Source organism: Alteribacillus iranensis (genome assembly GCF_900113025.1).
Taxonomy (GTDB): Bacteria; Bacillota; Bacilli; order Bacillales; family Marinococcaceae; genus Alteribacillus_A; species Alteribacillus_A iranensis.
Map to the genome: position 1 here is coordinate 178996 of NZ_FONT01000003.1, position 19150 is coordinate 198145.

Genomic DNA, 19150 nt, shown 5'->3' on the forward strand with positions numbered 1-19150 from the left:
AAAAGCCTTGGCGTCGCCATTCACGCCAGGCTTTTTCTGTATATAATAAGATAGAACAGAAACGGAGGGATAGAATTGAAAATAACAGTAGTCGGGTTTTGGCATGCTTTCCCAGGTAAAGGGGAAGCAGCGTCTGGTTATTTGCTGGAAAAAAACGGCTTCCGTGTGCTGATTGACTGTGGGAGTGGGGTAATCTCTCAACTTCAACACTATTGTGACCTATCTACGCTAGATGCAGCAGTGATTTCACATTATCATAACGACCATATCGGGGACATAGGAGCCCTTCATTATCACCGTTTGCTGCTCCCATATTTATCGGAACAAAAAGAGATACGTCCTTTTCCGATCTATGGTCATAAGGAGGATCGAGAAGGATTTCAGCGTCTTTCCTATAAAGACGTCGTTCAAGCGGTCACTTATAATGATCAAGCACCGCTAAGTATCGGTCCCTTCACGTTTACATTCTATCGAACCACTCATCCGGTTCCTTGTTTTGCGATGAACATCACAGATCAGCTGTCAACGCTCTTCTACACGGCGGACACCGGTTTCTCTGAACAACTCGCCACTGCGGCTCAGGAGGCAGATCTGATCATATCAGAGTGCAGCTTATACAAAGGACAAGATGGAACAAAAGCTGGACACATGAACAGTGAGGAAGCCGGAAGATTTGCTAACATAGCGAATGCCCGTTCATTACTATTGTCTCACCTTCCTCATTTCGGAGAACACAGACGGCTTGTAGAGGAAGCAAAAGTGGAATGCCCTCATACAACGGTAGAGCATGCCGTATCAGGCTGGACAAAAATAATATAAGTTAAACGACTCTTCCGGTTGGAAGGGTTTTTTTCTTTCTCTTGTTTTTAAACTAGCAATGTTACTAGATCAGTCGGAAAATCAGCGGTTTGTCCTGACCTTCTGCATAGAGTAGTGAGGAACAACACCCTTGTTTACAAAAACGATACATAGATTTACACGATATTAATACTTCCAGCACGTTCTATTAATATAGCTCTTCTATACTAGGTTTTAGGAGAGAGGAACTCCTTATTTATCTATCATACTTATACAAAAAGAGGAGGAGTTTTAGGTGAAAAAGGTATGGATGATGTCCGCATTAGCTGCAGTGATGACAGTGACAGCAGCTTGTGGTGGTGGAGAAACAGAAACTGAAGAACAATCTGCAGAAACACAAGCAGAAGAATCAGCAACCACAGATGAAGGAAGCTCTGATGAAGAAGGTACACTATCTGGTGAAATTGCCATTGATGGATCTTCTACAGTGTTCCCAATCATGGAAGCTGTTTCTGAAGAATATACGAAGGAGAACCCGGATGTACAAGCTCCTGTAGGAGTATCAGGATCAGGTGGCGGATTTGAAAAGTTTATAGCTGGTGAAACCGATTTGAGCAACGCTTCCCGTCCGATGAAAGAAGAAGAAGCGGCTGCTTTGGAAGAAAATGGTATTGAATATATTGAATTGCCACTAGCTTACGACGGTCTGTCTGTTGTAGTAAGCCAGGAAAATGATTTCATTGATTCCTTAACAGTGGATGAACTGAAGAAAATTTGGGTGGAAGGTGAAGCTGAAACATGGAGTGATGTTCGTTCAGAATGGCCGGACGAGCCGATCGAACGCTTTAGCCCAGGAACAGACTCTGGTACGTTTGATTACTTTAGTGAAGTCATTCTCGAAGAAGAAGACATCTCTAAAAATGCCCAGCTTTCAGAAGATGATAATGTCCTCGTAAATGGTGTAATCGGAAGTCCGAACGCTATTGGCTACTTCGGTTATGCATACTATGCAGAAAACCAAGATTCCTTAAAAGCAGTTCCAATCGATAATGGGGATGGAGCCGTAGCACCATCAGAAGACACAATTAACGATGGCACATATGAACCGCTTTCCCGTCCGATCTTCACTTACGTAAAAGTTGATTCACTTAAAGAAGACCATGTTCGTGATTATGTTGAATTCGCAAATGATATTGCTGGCGAGATGGCGCTTGAGGTAGGCTATGTCAATATGCCGGAAGAAGAGTATGAAAAGAACCAACAGAAAATTGAAGAAGCTGCTGGTTCGGCTGAATAATAATAGTTAAAAGAGTTGCCGTTCGATATATAGAAAAGGGCGGCAACTCTTGACTATTTAAGCGAAGTTACCTGGCTTTTAGGAGGATATATAATGAAGGAGCCGATGAATCATTCCATCAGAGAATTAATTGCAGAGAAGTCTACACGACGGACGAAATGGGCAGAGATAATGATGCCTAAATTCTTTTTATTATGTGCAATCATTTCTATTCTTACTACAATTGGCATCGTCCTGACTCTGTTTTCAGAAACTTTTTCGTTCTTTCGTGAAGTCAGTATCCTTGAGTTTATAACGAGTGCGGAATGGTATCCGCTTCATAATGACCCATCGTACGGGATTCGTCCATTGATAACCGGTACATTGGTTATCGCAGCTATCGCGATGTGTATAGCTATCCCTATTGGATTGGCAACGGCAATTTACTTAAGTGAATATGCTACAGATAAAACGAGAAGAACGATAAAACCTATTTTAGAAGTTTTAGCTGGGATTCCCACGATCGTTTATGGCTTTTTTGCACTAACGTTTGTCACTCCGCTCCTACAACGTTTTATTCCGGATGTTTCTATTTACAATGCGCTTAGTCCGGGCCTAGTTGTTGGTATCATGATCATTCCAATGGTAGCGTCTTTATCAGAAGACGCAATGAGTGCAGTGCCGCGTTCGATGCGGGAAGGTGCTTTTGCCTTAGGATCTACACGCTTTGAAGTAGCCGTCAAAGTAGTCTTGCCGGCTGCATTGTCAGGGGTTATTGCCTCGTTCGTTTTAGCTGTGTCACGGGCCATTGGAGAAACAATGATCGTTACGGTTGCCGGTGGATCCAACCCAACCACTTCTCTTGACGTGACATCAGCTGTCCAGACGATGACCGCTTATATTGTACAGATCAGTTTAGGGGATGCAGGTTACGGAACTACGGAATATTATAGTATTTATGCTGTAGGGATGACGTTATTTATCTTTACCTTATTGATGAATGTATTGGCCCACTTTATTTCTAAACGTTTTCGGGAGGTGTATTAAATGAAGGCCATCAACGACACAACGGCTCAAAGCTATCCGAAAACGCAAAAGAGGTCTTCACTTTCGGGACGGGAAATAAAAAACAAACTATTTAAAAGCTTATTCATTGGAGCCACTGCGTTTAGTCTTCTCGTATTACTTGTTTTGTTAGTGCAGATTTTTACGCAAGGAATCCCTTATTTAAATTGGAACTTTTTCACTTCCTTTCCTTCCCGGCATGCAGAAGAGGCAGGAATTCTATCAGCATTTGTAGGTACTATTTGGATGATGGCAGTCACAGCGCCTGTTTCTTTTGTACTCGGAGTAGGAACTGCGATTTACTTAGAGGAGTATGCTAAGAAAAATCGATTTACACAATTAATACAGATGAATATCTCTAATTTGGCTGGAGTGCCTTCCATTGTCTTTGGTTTGCTTGGTTTAACTATATTTGTTCGTGAATTAGCATTAGGACGAAGCGTTTTAGCAGGTGGCTTAACGATGTCTTTACTCATTCTCCCTATCATTGTTGTAGCTGCACAAGAAGCAATACGTGCTGTCCCTGGAGAATTGAAAGAGGCTTCCTTCGCCATGGGAGCGACAAAATGGCAAACTACGTACCGAATTGTATTGCCAGCAGCCTTGCCGGGTATTTTGACGGGTAATATTTTAGCATTGTCTCGGGCAATTGGAGAAACAGCACCACTAATTATGATCGGTGCTCTCACATATGTCGCATTTTTACCGGAAGGACTGCTTTCCCAGTTTACCGTGATGCCCATCCAAATTTATAACTGGACAGGCCGACCGCAGGAAGAGTTTCACTTCGTGGCAGCAGCGGGAATTATGGTTCTTCTCGTCATGTTGCTATTGATGAATTCAGTGGCTGTATGGATTAGAAATAAATTCCAAAAACGTTTTTAAAAGAGGTGTTTGTATGATCGCAGAAAAAGCTCCTAAACAAATGCAGGAGGAAGTAAAAGCAGAGGAAAAAATCGTTTACCGAGCGGAACAATTGAACTTGTGGTATGGAGAGGATCAAGCCTTAAAAAATATAGATATGGATATCCAAGAAAATGAAGTAACGGCGATTATCGGACCTTCGGGCTGTGGCAAGTCGACCTATATAAAAACATTGAATCGTATGACGGAAATGATTCCTATTGTAAGAACGAGCGGACGCGTATACTACAGAAACGAGAACATTTTTGATAAGAAATATAAAGTGGAAGAACTACGTACAAAAGTAGGGATGGTTTTTCAGAAACCGAATCCATTTCCAAAATCTATCTATGAAAATGTAGTCTACGGTCCAAAAATTCATGGAATCAAAGATAAAAAGCTACTCGATGAAATTGTAGAACGAAGCTTGAAAGGTGCTGCTCTTTGGGACGAAGTAAAAGATCGACTAAAAGAAAATGCTTTCGGACTTTCGGGTGGTCAACAACAGCGTTTATGTATTGCCAGGTGTTTAGCCGTCGAACCCGACGTTATCTTGATGGATGAGCCTACTTCTGCCTTAGACCCAATTTCTACACTTAAGATTGAAGAGCTCGTTCAAGAATTAAAGGAAAACTACAGTATTGTCATTGTGACCCATAATATGCAGCAAGCGGGACGAATATCGGATAAGACAGCATTTTTCCTTAACGGAGAAGTCGTAGAGTATGATAACACAGATACGATGTTTTCCTCCCCGCAAGATAAACGTACGGAAGACTATATATCCGGCCGTTTCGGTTAACTATAGAAAGGGGAGTTGGGAGTGGGAGTTAGAGGGTTATATGATCGGGAACTTAACGAACTGAAAGAAGATATCTTGTCCATGGGTGATCAAGTCGTGTTGGCATTTTCTCAAGCACTTTCATTTTTAGAGACGCGTGAAGTTTCTAGAATCAACACATTTATTACAGATGATGAAAAAGTAAATAAAAGCGAGTTAGCGATACACGACAAGGTTACGATGATGATTGCTCGCCAACAGCCAGTGGCAACCGATTTACGTGTAGCCATAGCAGCATTAAAAATTGCGAGTGATATGGAGAGAATTGGTGACCTCGCCGTGGATATTGGAAAAGCGGCCAAGAGATTAAGTGAGGAAACCAAAATCGAAGATATTCAAGATATCCGAGAAATGGCCACCATAGCAGAAGAAATGTTAACTTCTGTTTTTGAAGCATACAAAAATAGAGACCTCATGCAAGCCCAGCAAGTGGCAGTGATGGATGATAAAGTAGACGATTTATATAGCAGGTTTATAAAGAAGCTTTTTACTTCTACAGATTTGCTCGGAGTAGAGCAAACGACGCAGCTGGCATTTGTGGGCCGATATGTCGAAAGAATTGCAGATTATGCTACGAATCTGGCAGAATGGGTAGTATATGAAACAAATGGAAAACACTTTGATTTAAATTAAAAGACGCCGGGAGGAAGAATAAAACCTCCTGGCGTTTCGTTCATGGTAGAGAAAGGTGTGATTGTTCTGCCCCGTCTATTCGCATGTCTGCTTCTTTTCGTATTGGTGGCGCTATCGGGGTGTCAGCAGGAACCAGAGATCAAAACGATCCCTGATCCTGCTCCCGAACAAACGAAATCCCAACAAGAACAAGGAATAGAAATACAATTACAAAAGGACGTGTATAACGGAATACCGGACAGAATGCGTGTTATCCTCAACAATAAAAGCGATAGGGAATACACCTACGGAGAATTTTATCAATTAGAACGAAAAATCAAAGAAAAGTGGCATATCGTTGTATATTCAGATGCTGTATTTTATGAAAACCCATCGTTTAAAAACTATGGCAGTTCATTTCTTCCTGGTGAAACAGTGACGCAATCCTATTCTCCAAAGAAATTGGGGTTAGACATTCCACCAGGAGAGTATCGGTTGGTAAAAACATTTTTGCATGAAAGTCCTTCTTATCAAGTTACGGTAGCGGTTCCATTTCGGGTCGAATGAAAAGCCATTTAACGATAGGTCCATGCTCGCCATAATATTTCGAGAGGCCCACGGTTAAAACGTTTCAGCCAGAACCAACTAAACATGATCTGCATTCCAAAAATAATCAAAGCAATGGAAGTACCAGCGAAGACTCCGATCGATCCGTACCATCCAAACCCAAATCCGTAAAAAATAAAAATGCATATAAGGGACTGTAGTAAATAATTGGTGAGTGCTATTTTTCCGACCAGCTCCAAAGGCTGAAGGATGCGTGAAATCTGAGGCCGCCTAAGAAATAGAACAAACAAAGAAAGATAAAACATCATAAACAAAGGTCCGGCAATAATATTAAGGCCTTCTGCTGCCCCGTGAGCAAGCCATGATGGAATGGGCAGGAAACTATTTTTCAATAAAGCATAAACAGAGGATAAACCGCCGCCGAATAATAAGGAAACAAATGCAGTGTTTATCCAAAAACTTTTATAGCTCTCTGGAGATTGGAAAAGTTTTTTCTGGGCGGCCCACATACCGAGTAAGAATAGTCCAATAATGTTAGGAAGAATAAATAAAACATTTAGCAATATATAAGAAACCTCTTCCTTCAAACGGAAAGCTAGCAGGTTGGTGTAATCTCCATGCTGATACAGCTGTCGCGCTGTTTCGACCAAGTCTGTAGCTTGCTTCTCATACACCGTGCCCTCATTTAAAGACACAACGTAATTACCAGCAGTGGTCAATAAAAAGAAAAAGATGGCAGAACTGCTGAGGAGTAGAAGCGCCCAAATTAGTAACGTTTTAGAACGACGGTTTATGAAAAAGATTAGAAAAAAGCCGGCTATAGCATAAGTGTGAAGGATATCTCCCGACCAGATAAATAGCAAATGGAGAAATCCTAACACCAACAAAAAGAGCAACCTTCTATAATAGTAGTGTTTTGCGTTAAGGTCCTTCCTAGATAAACGTTCATAAAACAAATAGAAACCTAGTCCAAATAAAAACGAAAACATAGGATAAAATTTCCCGATCACGAACAAATCGAGAAAAAATACCGTCCATTGATCCAATAACGAGCTAGGTAAGCGGTCAAAGTAATCTGGTAAACTTTGCAGATGAAAAACAGGTGTTTTAAAGGACGACATATTAGCTAATAAAATGCCAAATAAGGCAAATCCTCTAACAATATCAAGAGTGATAATACGGTCTTTATCTAAAGTGGGAGATGGTTTCATCGTTGCTGCATCCTTTCTAGTATCGTCTGCTTTCTAATCTATCACTCTCTAATAATTGTATCTATACGTTTATGCAATAATCGTGTATGATTTTGTCAGATGCTTTATAACGGCTGTATGGATTGGCGGCTTCTGGGGCAAGTTTATACACAAACTGGATAGCTTGCTCATATGACTGCTGAGAAAGTACCTGCGGGCAGCAGATTTGCCGCTGCATCTATAACGGATGTGAAACAGCCATTACAGAGCTAACTTACATGTAGAATCTGGTGATGTACGATTGGGTTTACAAAATACAAACACTGAAAAACAATATGATATTAATATGTTATTTGTCCTATTTTTGTTTGGAGTAGTGAGCTGTTTTTATATTTACTTTGCTCAGCAGATGGGGCAGTACGATGCGAATTTTTCCGTAAGACAGATGTTTTTTTACATTATTGCTTTTGGCGTGGCTCTTGTCGTGCTCCATTTTGACTTTGAGTATTACTTGAATATACATTGGTTTTTATATGGTTTTGGTCTTTTCTTACTTATTTTATTAGAAATTATCGGCCCTCATGAGACGATTGCTCCTATGATTAACGGGGCAGTCAGTTGGTTTACTTTGCCTGTCATTGGTTCTATTCAGCCTTCGGAGCTAATGAGGATATTTTTAGTTATCACGTTGAGTGCAGTCACCTATCGTCATAACTCTAAATACCAAAACAATAGAGACATAAAAACGGATCTCACGTTGCTTGGCAAAATGGCACTCGTTGTATTACCTGTGCTTATTTTATTGGAAAGACAGCCGGACATGGGCAGTGTCATGTTAATTGGCTCCATTGTGGTAGCGTTGATGATTGTTTCAGGTATCTCTTATAAACTGCTGCTATTATTCATCGGCGGTCCGTTATTCGTATTTGCTTCCTTTATCTTTGCATTTTTCCGTTTTCCAGTTTTTGTGGAGACATATCTTTTGTCGATGCTTCAAGACTATCAAGTGAACCGAATTCATGGCTGGCTCAATCCTTTTGAATACGTGGATGCCGGTTTTCAGACAGTGCGAGCGATTACTGCGATTGGTTCGGGAAGGTTATTTGGCAATAATGATACTTCGATATATATACCGGAAGCTCACACGGATTTCATCTTTGCAGTAATTAGCTCTATGCATGGTTTTATAGGTGGCGCTCTCGTTATCACGTTATATTTTGTTCTTCTGTACCAGATTTTAATTACAGCCTTGCGCTGTCACAATGCGTTTGGAAAGTATCTCTGTGCCAGTTTAATTGGAATGCTCTCTTTCCAGGTTTTCCAGAATATCGGGATGAGTTTAGGACTTCTTCCGGTTACAGGGTTTACCCTTCCTTTATTAAGTTACGGCGGAAGTTCCCTCATAGCAACCATGTTCGCTCTTGGTATGGTGATGAGTGTGCGTTATCATTCCAAATCATATTTCTTTGAAAGTCGGAAGGAATAAAACTGCTCAGCAAAAAAAGCAGCGAGCAGTTTTTCCTCCAAAAAGGGGTAATAATTATACATTTTTATGGTTAAATATTCTCCTTTCCTATTGACTTGTCACGTAAATCTAGTAGTATATAAACAATAGGCAGGGGGGAGAAAATGATTGTTATAAAAAAAGCGACCGCTTATGATATAGAGGACATATTAGTTCTCATTAACAAATATACAAAAAAAGGACTGCTTTTAACGCAAACAAAAAGCTCGTTGTTACGTAATTTATCGTCAACGTATGTGGCGCTCTTAGATGGTGAAATAGTCGGAACAGCCAGCTTGTACAGGTTGGAAGATGATTTAGCCGAAATACGCTCACTAGCTGTGAATGGAGAAAAATCACAACGAGGTATTGGCAAACAACTCGTCCACCACCTGATTAACGAAACAAAACGTCTGCAAATCAGCCGTGTTATGGCCACAACCGACACAACCATCTTTTTTGAAAAATGCGGCTTCCATGAGATACCTGCCTCCGAAGTAAGTTCGAAACTAGAAAAAGACTGTTTTCAATGTAAGGACTTCTCTCTATGTCATAAAAAGTTCATGATAATGGAAGTATCTAAGAATAAAGTAGACAAAGTAAAACAAGAATCAATAAATATTAGCTAGAAACGGTGATAAAGGCAATTGACCGTTATTCAAAAATAATGGTAAACTCTATACTGTTCTACCAAATCATTACGCACGGGCGTTGTGTTCTATCTCATTCCTGGAATGGCTCCCCCATTTTCAGATCAATGTAGAAGAATTCACGCTAGTATATCGTTCCCTACAATGAACACTGTCAAATCTAATCGATCTTACCTTGTGGTGAGGCATAACTTAGATATGAGCCAGTTATACAACATTGGAGAAGTTATTTTCCACTGCTGTATAACTGGCTTTTTTAATACATGAAATTTTCATTCTATTTTCAAAGTAGTAGGCAGGGGGCATCCAAAAGAGGTGATTGTCAGTTTAGGTAAGACTTTTATCTCGTTCATTTAAGAAAAGGGAGGAACAATATGGAACACTACTATAATTATATTAACAATACTTGGACGGCTTCGTCAGATGGTGAAACAAATAAGCACTATAATCCATCGAATCCTTCTGAGTGCATTGGAACAACGGAAATGGCTTCAAAGGAAGATGTGGACCATGCCATTGAAAGCGCAAAAGAAGCAAGTCTCCGTTGGAAAGAAACATCCTCTGTGGAAAGAGGAGAATATTTACGGAAAGCTGCTGACATATTAGAAAATAAAGCTGATGAAATTGCGATGACAGCGACGAAAGAAATGGGAAAATGCATCACAGAAACGAAACAAGAAGTAGCTCGGGCTGCAACAATTTTAAGATACTACGGACAAGATGGAATGAGAGAAATCGGTTCCGTATTGCCATCCAGCCAATCAGGGAAAACACTATACTCTGTTCGAGTTCCTTTAGGTGTTGTCGCGGTCATCACCCCATGGAACTTTCCAATTGCCATTCCTATTTGGAAGATAGCGCCTGCTCTCGTTTATGGAAATACTGTAGTGTGGAAGCCTTCGCGCGAGAACAGTATTACCGCAGTGAAAATTGCCCAAATATTTGAAGAAGCTAATCTGCCAGCAGGGGTGCTTCATTTAGTGAATGGCTCCGGATCTAAAGTCGGTGATGCCTTGACAGAACATAAAGATGTAGCAGGAGTATCCTTTACAGGTTCCAATGCTATTGGTCAACATATAGCCTCTAAAGCAGTCGCTCGCAATAAAAAATATCAGCTAGAGATGGGCGGAAAGAATCCTATTGTTGTCCTTGGAGATGCCGATGTCGAAAAAGCTGCTACACTCACTTTAGATGGTGCTATGAAACAAACAGGACAACGTTGTACAGCGGCAAGCCGAGTTTACGTAGAAAACTCCATTTTTGAAGAATTTAAAGAAAAATTACTAGAAAAAGTGAAAAAGATTAAAATAGGCGACGGTGCTGACGAAACAATTACTATGGGCCCTATCGTTTCGGGAAAACAATTTGATTCCGTACTTTCCTACATTGAAAAAGGAAAGGAAGAGGGAGCTACACTTCTGTACGGTGGCAAATCATTAAAGGAAGAGCTCAATAATGGCTATTTCATCGAACCCGCGATATTCACAGATGTCACCGAGGAAATGACGATTGCGAAAGAGGAAATCTTTGGTCCTGTTTTATGCATGATGAAAATAGACAGCTATGAAGAGGGGGTTGAAAAAGCAAACAACACAGAATTTGGTTTAAGTGCTGCTATCTTTACGACAAGCCTCGAAAAAGCTCTTGATTTTACTCAAAAGAGCGAGGTAGGAATGGTCCACGTGAATGGTGAAACAGGTGGAGCAGAACCACAAGCTCCATTCGGAGGAACCAAAGAATCCAGCGCTGGACCGTCTGAACAAGGACAAGCAGCCGTTGAGTTCTATACAGAACTAAAAACTGTATCTATATCTAAATAAAAAGAGTTTTGTAATTCTACTATTAGGAGTGTCAAGATGAGTGAAAAACAAAAATTACAAAAAGTATTAAGCCGACCAGAGGCTTTAGTTCTAGCTTTCGGAGCAATGATCGGCTGGGGCTGGGTTGTTATGGCCGGCGAGTGGGTTCTCGAAGCTGGTGTAATTGGTGCCATATTAGCTTTTCTCGTCGGTGGAGCTCTCGTAGTCTTTGTTGGGCTGACGTATTCTGAGCTGTCCTCTGCTATGCCGAAAGCAGGTGGTGAGCTGGTATATGCTTTACGAAGTGTAGGTCCAGTGGGATCTTTTATCACGGCCTGGGCTATTACTTTAGGTTATATATCAGTCGTTGCTTTTGAGGCAGTTGCGCTGCCAAACGTTCTTGAGTTCGTCTTTCCAAATTACAAAGTAGGTCTTATGTATACCATTACCGGCTATGAAGTATATGCCAGCTGGGTAGCGGTAGGTGTTGTGGCCTCTATTTTTGTCACCATTGTAAACTACATTGGAATCAAATTTGCGGCGAAGCTCCAAATGATTCTGACCTTGTTAATTATTTTAGTTGGTATTATGTTAATTGTAGGGGCCGGATTTAATGGCAGTAGTATAAACGCTGATCCACTAATTACCGGAGGCATTGCAGGCTTCTTAGCAGTAGTTATTGCTACTCCATTTATGTTTGTAGGTTTTGACGTTATTCCGCAAGCGGCAGAAGAGTTAAAAATGGAACCGAGATCAATTGGTAAACTATTAATTTTATCTGTGGTGATGGCTGTTCTTTTCTATGTCGGAATTATTTACGCAGTTGGTTATGGTTTAGACAATGAAGCAACTGCAAACTCGAGTTTAAGTACAGCAGACGCTATGGCTAATGTATTTGGTTCTGACATTTTCGGTATTGTTCTCGTTATAGGCGGTATTGCTGGTATTATGACAAGCTGGAATGCTTTTATCATCGGGGGAAGCCGAGTACTTTATGCGATGGGACAAGCAAACATGCTTCCTAAATGGTTTGGTAAATTGCACTCTAAATATAACACCCCAGGAAATTCCATTCTTTTCATTGGTATATTAGCAACAATTAGTCCGTTTTTTGGATCCCCAATGCTAGGATGGTTAGTGGATGCCGGGGGAATGACCATTGTTATTGCTTATTTAATGGTGGCTGTTTCATTTTTACGTTTGCGGAAACATGAACCAGAAATGCCGCGTCCTTTTAAAGCAGGACGAACAAATGCTATTGCTTGGATTGCATTAGTTTTAAGTATACTCATTGGTATTCAGTACTTGCCAGGCATGCCTGCAGGACTAGGATGGCATGAGTGGGTAATCCTTCTTGGATGGTGGATTGTAGGTATATTCTTTATGTTGCAGCGTTATAACTCATATAAAAATGTTACTTACAAGGAAATGGAAGAGGTAGACGCGTAAAACCATGCTTATTAAAGCAGAGGAAGGATCATTAAATGTCTAATAATAAAGTAATTTTCATTGCTGGCCATTCTCGTCTACCGGAAGGAATGGCCGCACAAAGTATGTTTCAAACATTAACAGTCACTGCCGAGTTGGACCGTAACTATGGAGTGATTCTTGAGTGTTCTTGTACTTTGGCTACTGAACATGGCCGTGATTTTATTAATCATTTATTCCGAGGCTACAGTTTAAGACAAGGTATTGACGAACCCATCAAGAAGATCGAACTGAATTATTCGGGGAAAGCGAAAAATGCAATTATTGCAGCTCTAAAAGATCTGTATGCACAATATAAAACGCTCCCCTCTGTCAAAAATAATGGAGGTGCCAATTAAATGTATGATTACACAATAGTGGGCGCAGGAATTGTCGGATTGTCTGTTGCTCACGCGATATTAAAACATGAACCAAATGCATCTGTAGCTATTATTGAAAAGGAGAGAAAAGTAGCAAGTCACCAAACGGGAAACAACAGTGGTGTTATTCACTCGGGTATCTATTATCGTCCTGGAAGCTTTAAAGCAAGATTTGCCAGAGAGGGAAACCAATCTATGGTCGAGTTTTGTGAGGAGCATGGAATTGACTATGATCAATGTGGGAAGGTCATTGTTGCGACTAACCAAAGCCAAGTCCCAGCATTGAAAAAGCTATATGAACGAGGACAAGAGAATGAACTTGAAGTTCATTGGATGGAAAAAGAAGAAGTGTTAGAGCGTGAACCGCATGTCAACGCGGTTGCCGCGGTAGAAGTCCCGTCTACAGGTATCGTTGATTACAAGCAAGTCAGTGAAAAGCTAGCTTCTCTTTCTCAAGAAAAAGGCGCAGATCTTTTCTTAAATGAAGAAGTGGTTAGTATAAATGAGCGTCAAGGTGTGACGATTGAGACGAACAATCGTACCATTGAAACGAGAATTATGATTAACTGTGCGGGGCTCCATAGTGACCGCGTGGCTGAGATGACAGGGTACAAATTGGACATGCAGATTGTACCGTTCCGCGGTGAGTACTATGAATTAAAAGATTCTGCAAAGCATTTAGTAAAAGATCTTATTTATCCCGTCCCTAACCCGGACTTCCCATTTTTAGGCGTCCATTTCACACGCATGATTGACGGCGGTGTGGAAGCAGGCCCGAATGCTGTTCTAGGATTCAAGCGGGAAGGTTATACAAAAACCGATATTAGCTTCCGAGACTTGTCTCAAGTGTTGAAGTCATTTGGTTTTTGGAAGCTTGCCTCTGCGAATATGAAAGAGGGACTTGCAGAAATGAAGCGCTCTTTCAGCAAAAAAGCGTTTCTTACCAGCCTTCAGGAGATCATTCCTGAGATTCAAGAAGATGATTTAGTGCCCGCTCCTGCTGGTGTGCGTGCTCAAGCGATGCGTTCCAATGGTGAATTAGTAGATGATTTCTATATTGTCGCAGGACGACACAGTTTCCACGTTTGTAATGCTCCGTCTCCAGCTGCTACTAGTGCATTGCAAATTGGTGAAGAAGTATTTCGTCAAATGTCTGAAAAAGAATTAAAAGTTTAATGAATATCTATTGACAGTTTAATATGAAACTGTTAATCTGTATTTAGTACTCACCTAGAGGGAGAAAAGAACAGTATCTGATCTCTTCTATCCGTGAGTTCATCATTCATCCAATTAAAATATGAAAATAGCTGTTTAATAAGACGCGGACTTTCCACATGCTCGAAAGCCATACCGTCTATTAGAGCCAGCCTAACGCAAACGACACACGTATGCGCTTTAGGCTGGCTTTTTTGATTCCCAAAAGACTCTGCAACTACGAGAAGCAGAGCGAAAAAATCATTTATTTCCAGGAGGAGATTATTACTATGAGTATGACGGAAAAAGCTGTAATGGATTTCACTACAAAAACAAAGAATTATCGAATTGAAGAGCATCCACAAACAAAGAGAATGTACCATGTTGTTCTCGAAAAAGAAGCACTCGATGCATTCTATGATAAAGTGAAAAATATTTCTGTACAAGAACTTGAGTATGTACCATATATGAGATTTATCGTTTCTAATGCACTCCTTGAAGTTACTGATGAAAATTTCGCAAAAACACTCCGCGCGATCTTGCATGACCGTGAAACAGGCGGTTATACAATCGGACTAAATGAGGATCATGCTGACACTGACAAGTACGTTATTTTCTCAACTGCTATCACTCATCTTGTTGGTGAACCAAACTTTGACGCAATGACTGGTAAGTATTATGCACGCTTTACTGTACAGCACACTGACAATAGTGACTCTTACCTCCGTCAAGCATACCGTTTGTTCACCATGCACACAGACGGAACGTTCGTTGACGAGCCAACTGACTGGCTCCTTATGATGAAAATGCAGGAAGAAAACGCGGTTGGCGGTGAGTCCCGTCTGCTTCACCTAGATGACTGGGAAGAGCTCGATTACTATTACAACCATCCATTTGCTAAAAAGGAAATCACTTATAAAGCACCAGCAAGTAAGAATGTCAGCCAAGAAGTAAAAAGAAAAACATTCTATCATATTAATGATAAGCCTTGCATCTGCTTTATTGACCAGTTTGCATACCCAACTTCTATCGAAGAAGCTCAATATCTACGCGATATGTCCAGCTCTATTGAAGGAGACAAACATGTAGTGGAATTGAAGCTTCCAGTGGGAGATCTCGTTATGCTTAACAACACATTCTGGATGCATGGAAGAGCAGCTTTCGAAAAGAACGAAGAATTGAACCGTGAACTACTTCGCCAAAGAGGTCGCTTCACTGAATAATAGAATAGCCACTGTCTTGTTTATTCTGTTTACCAGCCCGTAAGCAGGTACGTAAATAAGTGCCAGTTATACTCAACCCTTTTGATAAAAGGGGCGAGATATAACTGGCTTTTTTTATAAGCAAATATAACTTTCATCAGGATTTATGTATTATGGTGTTCTTCTTATCATTTGTCCGAAAATATAAAACCATTTGACAAGAAAAAGAAAGGGTGTCTGAACAATGTGTATATCAAAAGAAGCTCTGAAAGCTTTAAGTGAGGAAAGAAGAAATAGTAAAGCGGTGATCCGTGCGATTGAAATGAAACAAGGAACATGTAAAGGAACATGCGAAAAATGCAAAAGCAAACAAATGGCATAATTTTTCCCACACTAAACCCTCTTCATTTCTTTTCAAATGAAACGAGGGTTTTATTTTTGTTATGTGCAGTTGTCATGATAACGTGACCCTGTAGCGCACATGTTTTTTGCCAACCACATTTCTAATGATTTAGTCATGAAATAGTTAAAGTTATAAAAGAGTGCAGACTTAGATACAGGGTATAATAGAGAAGAAGGAATTCTGTGCTTTGCTTGAACAAACGTACGATTTCGTGAGAAACTATGAAAGACAAACTATAAATGAACAACAGGAGGATAAAATGGCCAAGAAAAAACGTAAACGGTTATTGATGCGTTCGTCTATCCTGGGAGCTTTTGCTATCGTACTTAGTTATGTTTTTTATACGAATTTTATAACGGGAGAAGAGACACTTGTCCAAGAAGGAGAAACGGCTCCCAATTTTATACTAGAGAATATGAGCGGAGAAAAAGTAGAGCTTGAAGATTATCGCGGGCAAGGTGTCTTTTTGAACTTCTGGGGAACGTATTGTCCACCTTGTGAGAAAGAAATGCCTTACATGGAGAATCTATACAGTGAATATAAGGAGCAAGGGGTAGAAATTTTGGCCGTTAATGTTGGAGAGTCCGGTTTGGTCGTCGACCGGTTTGTGGACCGGCACGATCTATCGTTTCCTATTTTAATGGATGCTAACAAAAATGTTCTGGACCGATATGGCATTAATCCACTTCCATCTACGTTTCTCATTGATGAAAATGGAGAAGTAGTAAAAGTAATTACCGGCGGCATGACAGAAGATAGAATTCGAGGATATATGGAAGAAATCAAACCGTCGTAGGAGACGCTCCCATTGGAAAATAATAAGAAACCGACCGTTGATGAAATTTCATTAGTTAGTATATGGAAAAGCTTTGGTTTGTTCGTTGTGTGTGGGGTACTGATCATTTTGCTGTTTTATCCAGAAGGTCGTCTCGGTTATCTGATCACTCTATGGGAAGTGAATCAGCGGACGTGGATAGAAATCATCGTTGGTCTAAGTGTTGGAGGACTCTTTGCTTTTTTTGTTGCTTTTCTCTACCAATTAAACAAGCTATCCTTGCCAAACAATATTTACACTCAGCTGATAAAAAATATCCTTCATAAGAAATATGGTGTGTTAACCATTGCTGTAGGGGCTGGTGTGTCCGAGGAAATCTTGTTTCGAGGCGCTCTTTTAGGAGTATTACTTTCGTACGTTGGTATGGTACCGGCTCTTCTCATAGTCTCCGTTATTTTCATGGCTCTTCACATTCCTCAATATAAAGGGAACGCGGTAATTCATCTGATTGTATTGATGATGGGAGCGGGCTTAGGAATACTATTTATATGGTCAGAGGCCTTATGGGCGCCTATCGCTGCTCATATTATTTATAATGCGATCGTTGCCGTGATGATGAAAACACGAAATGTGTAAGTCATCGCATAAATAAAACAAGCCGAACAGATCCTGTTCAGCTTGTTTTATTTTGCTTGATGGTTCTCTATTCGTAGTGATGCTTTTGTCCATTCCTCTGTCGGGACCATGTAGTAGCTAATATCTTGATGCCTCTCATTTTTGCCTTCCAATTCAAAGGTTCGTATATAATTTAAGGATGCCCGATAATCCGTAAATAACGTGTTGATGTCAGACATAGTAAGGTTCGTCTTCATACGTTCACCTAGAATTGTAACGACATCATCGCTGTGCAAAATGCCTTTTAAAGAGGTACCCTTTTTTAAAAGGGCGGATAATACTTGGCGCTGTCTTTCGTTTCTCCCTAAATCGCCACGCGGGTCTTGCTTTCTCATTCTTACATAATGCAGAGCTTCTTCTCCGTCCAAGCGAATGTTTCCCTTTTCAAAATGATGGGTGACGCTGTTTGTCAAATTGTTTTGGGAAAAGGAAAATGAATTCTCTACTTCTATTCCACCCACCGCATCTACTACTTCTGTAAACCCATCCATATCTACCTCCACAATAAAATCAAAAGAATGTCCAAGTTTCTTTTCAGTTATTTCCTGAATGAAATCAGCCCCTCCGTAACTGTACGCATGATTTATTTTTTCTTTGTGAGGGCGTCCTGGAATATCAACTTGTGTGTCTCTTGGAATATTAAATAACATGGTAGATTCATCTTTAGGATTTATTGACATGATCATGATCACATCAGCAAGCGCAGGCTCACCCGGTCGGTCAGCTGTACCGATAAGAAGAAACAGTTGAGCCCCTCTTAAAGAGGAGGTCTTTTGAAGATCTTGGGGAGTGTCTTGACGATATTCTTTATTCATATTGTCGACACTCGCGCTCGTAACATGATATAAGTAAAAGGCATAGCCCGCTCCTGTGAAAAGGAGGGTGAACAAAAGCGTGAGACTCACCACTATAACGGTTTTGTACATGTTAATTTTCCTTTCCCGTCTTTCCTGCTGCTATTTCTTGAACAGACGTCACTTTACGAATGGTCCATATGAGAAACATCCCAGCTAAAAAATAAAACGTTTCGGAGACCATAAAAAACGGTAGTTGTTCACGAAGTTCACCAATTGTGTCGTCAGAAGAACCGAAACTTGCTGGTAAAGAGACTAAATAAGAACCCCAAAATAAGACCCACCATGCGTACATTACCCAATTTCTTGGTTTTATCGTCTTGTCACTTTGCTCCGAAGCTCTTTTTGTACCGCTTTTGTGCAAATGGAGAAGAGTGATAAGCGGCATGAGAACGTTAACTAAAGGAATAAAATAAACGGTGACAGACCAGCCAGGAGCATTGACGATCCCATCTAATTTCAGGGCATTCCCATTCCGGTGGACTCGGTACGTCCACATAAGAAAGAATACAATGGAAAGGATAAAGAAAAGTGTTTTTAGTAGATCCGCTCCAGCTACGATGATAGCCAATGTGTCTTTATCTTCCTGACTTAACTGATCAAAAGAAGCCTGTTGCTCGTAGTGACTATAAATATTCCACTCGGTGATGGATCCATAAAGGGAAGCGAGAGAAAGAAGCAATGTGAGACCAATGAACAAAGTTGAAATAGTTGTGAGGACTTTGGGTGATTTATAAGTAAAATCCATAAGAGCTTGTCTCCTTTCACTATTCAAAACTTTAGACAATCTAGAGCGTTTTCGCAAGGGACATTCTTATGAAATTGTGAACCATCTCTTTATGTTTTCCATAAGGATAGGAAGGGGAAGATATAAATAGAGACAAGTCAGTAAAAATGTGTGACATATGATTGACAATTCAATGGACAGAGCGTTATATTCAACGTTGTGACAATGCTGCTTTTTCAGCGCATCTCGTAGGTTTATCTCTACATTC

The 19150-nt window shown here is 40.5% G+C and carries 19 protein-coding genes; 16 read left to right on the forward strand and 3 right to left on the reverse strand.

Annotated features, from left to right (window positions below; all coding sequences use genetic code 11):
- Positions 1-75 precede the first annotated feature (75 nt).
- From BM095_RS08595 to BM095_RS08625, 7 genes are all read left to right on the forward strand, one after another.
- Complete coding sequence (locus BM095_RS08595) at positions 76-819, forward strand: MBL fold metallo-hydrolase (protein WP_091660317.1); 744 nt, start codon at positions 76-78, stop codon at positions 817-819.
- A 289-nt stretch (positions 820-1108) separates the two neighbouring features.
- Positions 1109-2095 carry a PstS family phosphate ABC transporter substrate-binding protein gene (locus BM095_RS08600; protein ID WP_407639156.1) on the forward strand — a complete coding sequence of 329 codons (987 nt, stop codon included), beginning with the start codon at positions 1109-1111 and terminating at the stop codon, positions 2093-2095.
- A 93-nt stretch (positions 2096-2188) separates the two neighbouring features.
- A complete protein-coding gene (gene pstC, locus BM095_RS08605; protein ID WP_245757855.1) occupies positions 2189-3121 on the forward strand; it encodes a phosphate ABC transporter permease subunit PstC in 933 nt (310 codons plus the stop codon).
- The gene (gene pstA, locus BM095_RS08610) at positions 3122-4024 is read left to right on the forward strand and encodes a phosphate ABC transporter permease PstA (RefSeq protein ID WP_091660320.1); all 903 of its coding nucleotides are present in this window, start codon (positions 3122-3124) and stop codon (positions 4022-4024) included.
- Between the two features lie 40 nt (positions 4025-4064).
- A complete protein-coding gene (pstB, locus tag BM095_RS08615; RefSeq protein ID WP_407639157.1) occupies positions 4065-4844 on the forward strand; it encodes a phosphate ABC transporter ATP-binding protein PstB in 780 nt (259 codons plus the stop codon).
- A gap of 21 nt (positions 4845-4865) precedes the next feature.
- The gene (gene phoU, locus BM095_RS08620) at positions 4866-5516 is read left to right on the forward strand and encodes a phosphate signaling complex protein PhoU (RefSeq protein ID WP_091660325.1); all 651 of its coding nucleotides are present in this window, start codon (positions 4866-4868) and stop codon (positions 5514-5516) included.
- Positions 5517-5558: 42 nt separating this feature from the next.
- On the forward strand, positions 5559-6062 hold the full coding sequence (locus BM095_RS08625) for an immunoglobulin-like domain-containing protein (RefSeq protein ID WP_091660326.1): 504 nt from the start codon (positions 5559-5561) through the stop codon (positions 6060-6062).
- 8 nt (positions 6063-6070) lie between these two features.
- Here BM095_RS08625 and BM095_RS08630 read toward each other — a convergent pair whose 3' ends face one another.
- A complete protein-coding gene (locus BM095_RS08630) occupies positions 6071-7273 on the reverse strand; it encodes a DUF418 domain-containing protein (protein ID WP_091660329.1) in 1203 nt (400 codons plus the stop codon).
- Positions 7274-7553: 280 nt separating this feature from the next.
- On the opposite strand from BM095_RS08630, the gene BM095_RS08635 reads away from it, so the two are divergent.
- From BM095_RS08635 to BM095_RS08675, 9 genes are all read left to right on the forward strand, one after another.
- The gene (locus tag BM095_RS08635; RefSeq protein ID WP_091660331.1) at positions 7554-8738 is read left to right on the forward strand and encodes an FtsW/RodA/SpoVE family cell cycle protein; all 1185 of its coding nucleotides are present in this window, start codon (positions 7554-7556) and stop codon (positions 8736-8738) included.
- Between the two features lie 143 nt (positions 8739-8881).
- Positions 8882-9385, forward strand: coding sequence for a GNAT family N-acetyltransferase (locus BM095_RS08640; RefSeq protein ID WP_091660334.1), 504 nt, complete (start codon positions 8882-8884; stop codon positions 9383-9385).
- Between the two features lie 395 nt (positions 9386-9780).
- On the forward strand, positions 9781-11226 hold the full coding sequence (locus BM095_RS08645; RefSeq protein ID WP_091660337.1) for an aldehyde dehydrogenase family protein: 1446 nt from the start codon (positions 9781-9783) through the stop codon (positions 11224-11226).
- Positions 11227-11262: 36 nt separating this feature from the next.
- Positions 11263-12654, forward strand: a complete 1392-nt coding sequence (locus BM095_RS08650) for an APC family permease (protein WP_091660339.1) — start codon at positions 11263-11265, stop codon at positions 12652-12654.
- A gap of 35 nt (positions 12655-12689) precedes the next feature.
- A complete protein-coding gene (locus BM095_RS08655) occupies positions 12690-13031 on the forward strand; it encodes a DUF3870 domain-containing protein (protein WP_091660344.1) in 342 nt (113 codons plus the stop codon).
- A complete protein-coding gene (gene lhgO, locus BM095_RS08660; RefSeq protein ID WP_091660346.1) occupies positions 13032-14228 on the forward strand; it encodes an L-2-hydroxyglutarate oxidase in 1197 nt (398 codons plus the stop codon).
- Positions 14229-14530: 302 nt separating this feature from the next.
- Entirely contained in the window at positions 14531-15469 is a 939-nt protein-coding gene (glaH, locus tag BM095_RS08665) for a glutarate dioxygenase GlaH (protein ID WP_407639158.1), read from the forward strand.
- A 641-nt stretch (positions 15470-16110) separates the two neighbouring features.
- Entirely contained in the window at positions 16111-16647 is a 537-nt protein-coding gene (gene resA, locus BM095_RS08670; RefSeq protein ID WP_091660352.1) for a thiol-disulfide oxidoreductase ResA, read from the forward strand.
- Positions 16648-16659: 12 nt separating this feature from the next.
- Positions 16660-17262 (forward strand): CPBP family intramembrane glutamic endopeptidase, encoded by a 603-nt coding sequence (locus tag BM095_RS08675; protein ID WP_091660354.1) that lies wholly within the window; start codon positions 16660-16662, stop codon positions 17260-17262.
- A gap of 47 nt (positions 17263-17309) precedes the next feature.
- On the opposite strand, the gene BM095_RS08680 is transcribed toward BM095_RS08675, so the two are convergent.
- Positions 17310-18227 (reverse strand): LCP family glycopolymer transferase, encoded by a 918-nt coding sequence (locus BM095_RS08680; protein ID WP_091660357.1) that lies wholly within the window; start codon positions 18225-18227, stop codon positions 17310-17312.
- A 1-nt stretch (position 18228) separates the two neighbouring features.
- Entirely contained in the window at positions 18229-18903 is a 675-nt protein-coding gene (locus BM095_RS08685) for a DUF4328 domain-containing protein (protein ID WP_091660359.1), read from the reverse strand.
- Positions 18904-19150 lie beyond the last annotated feature (247 nt).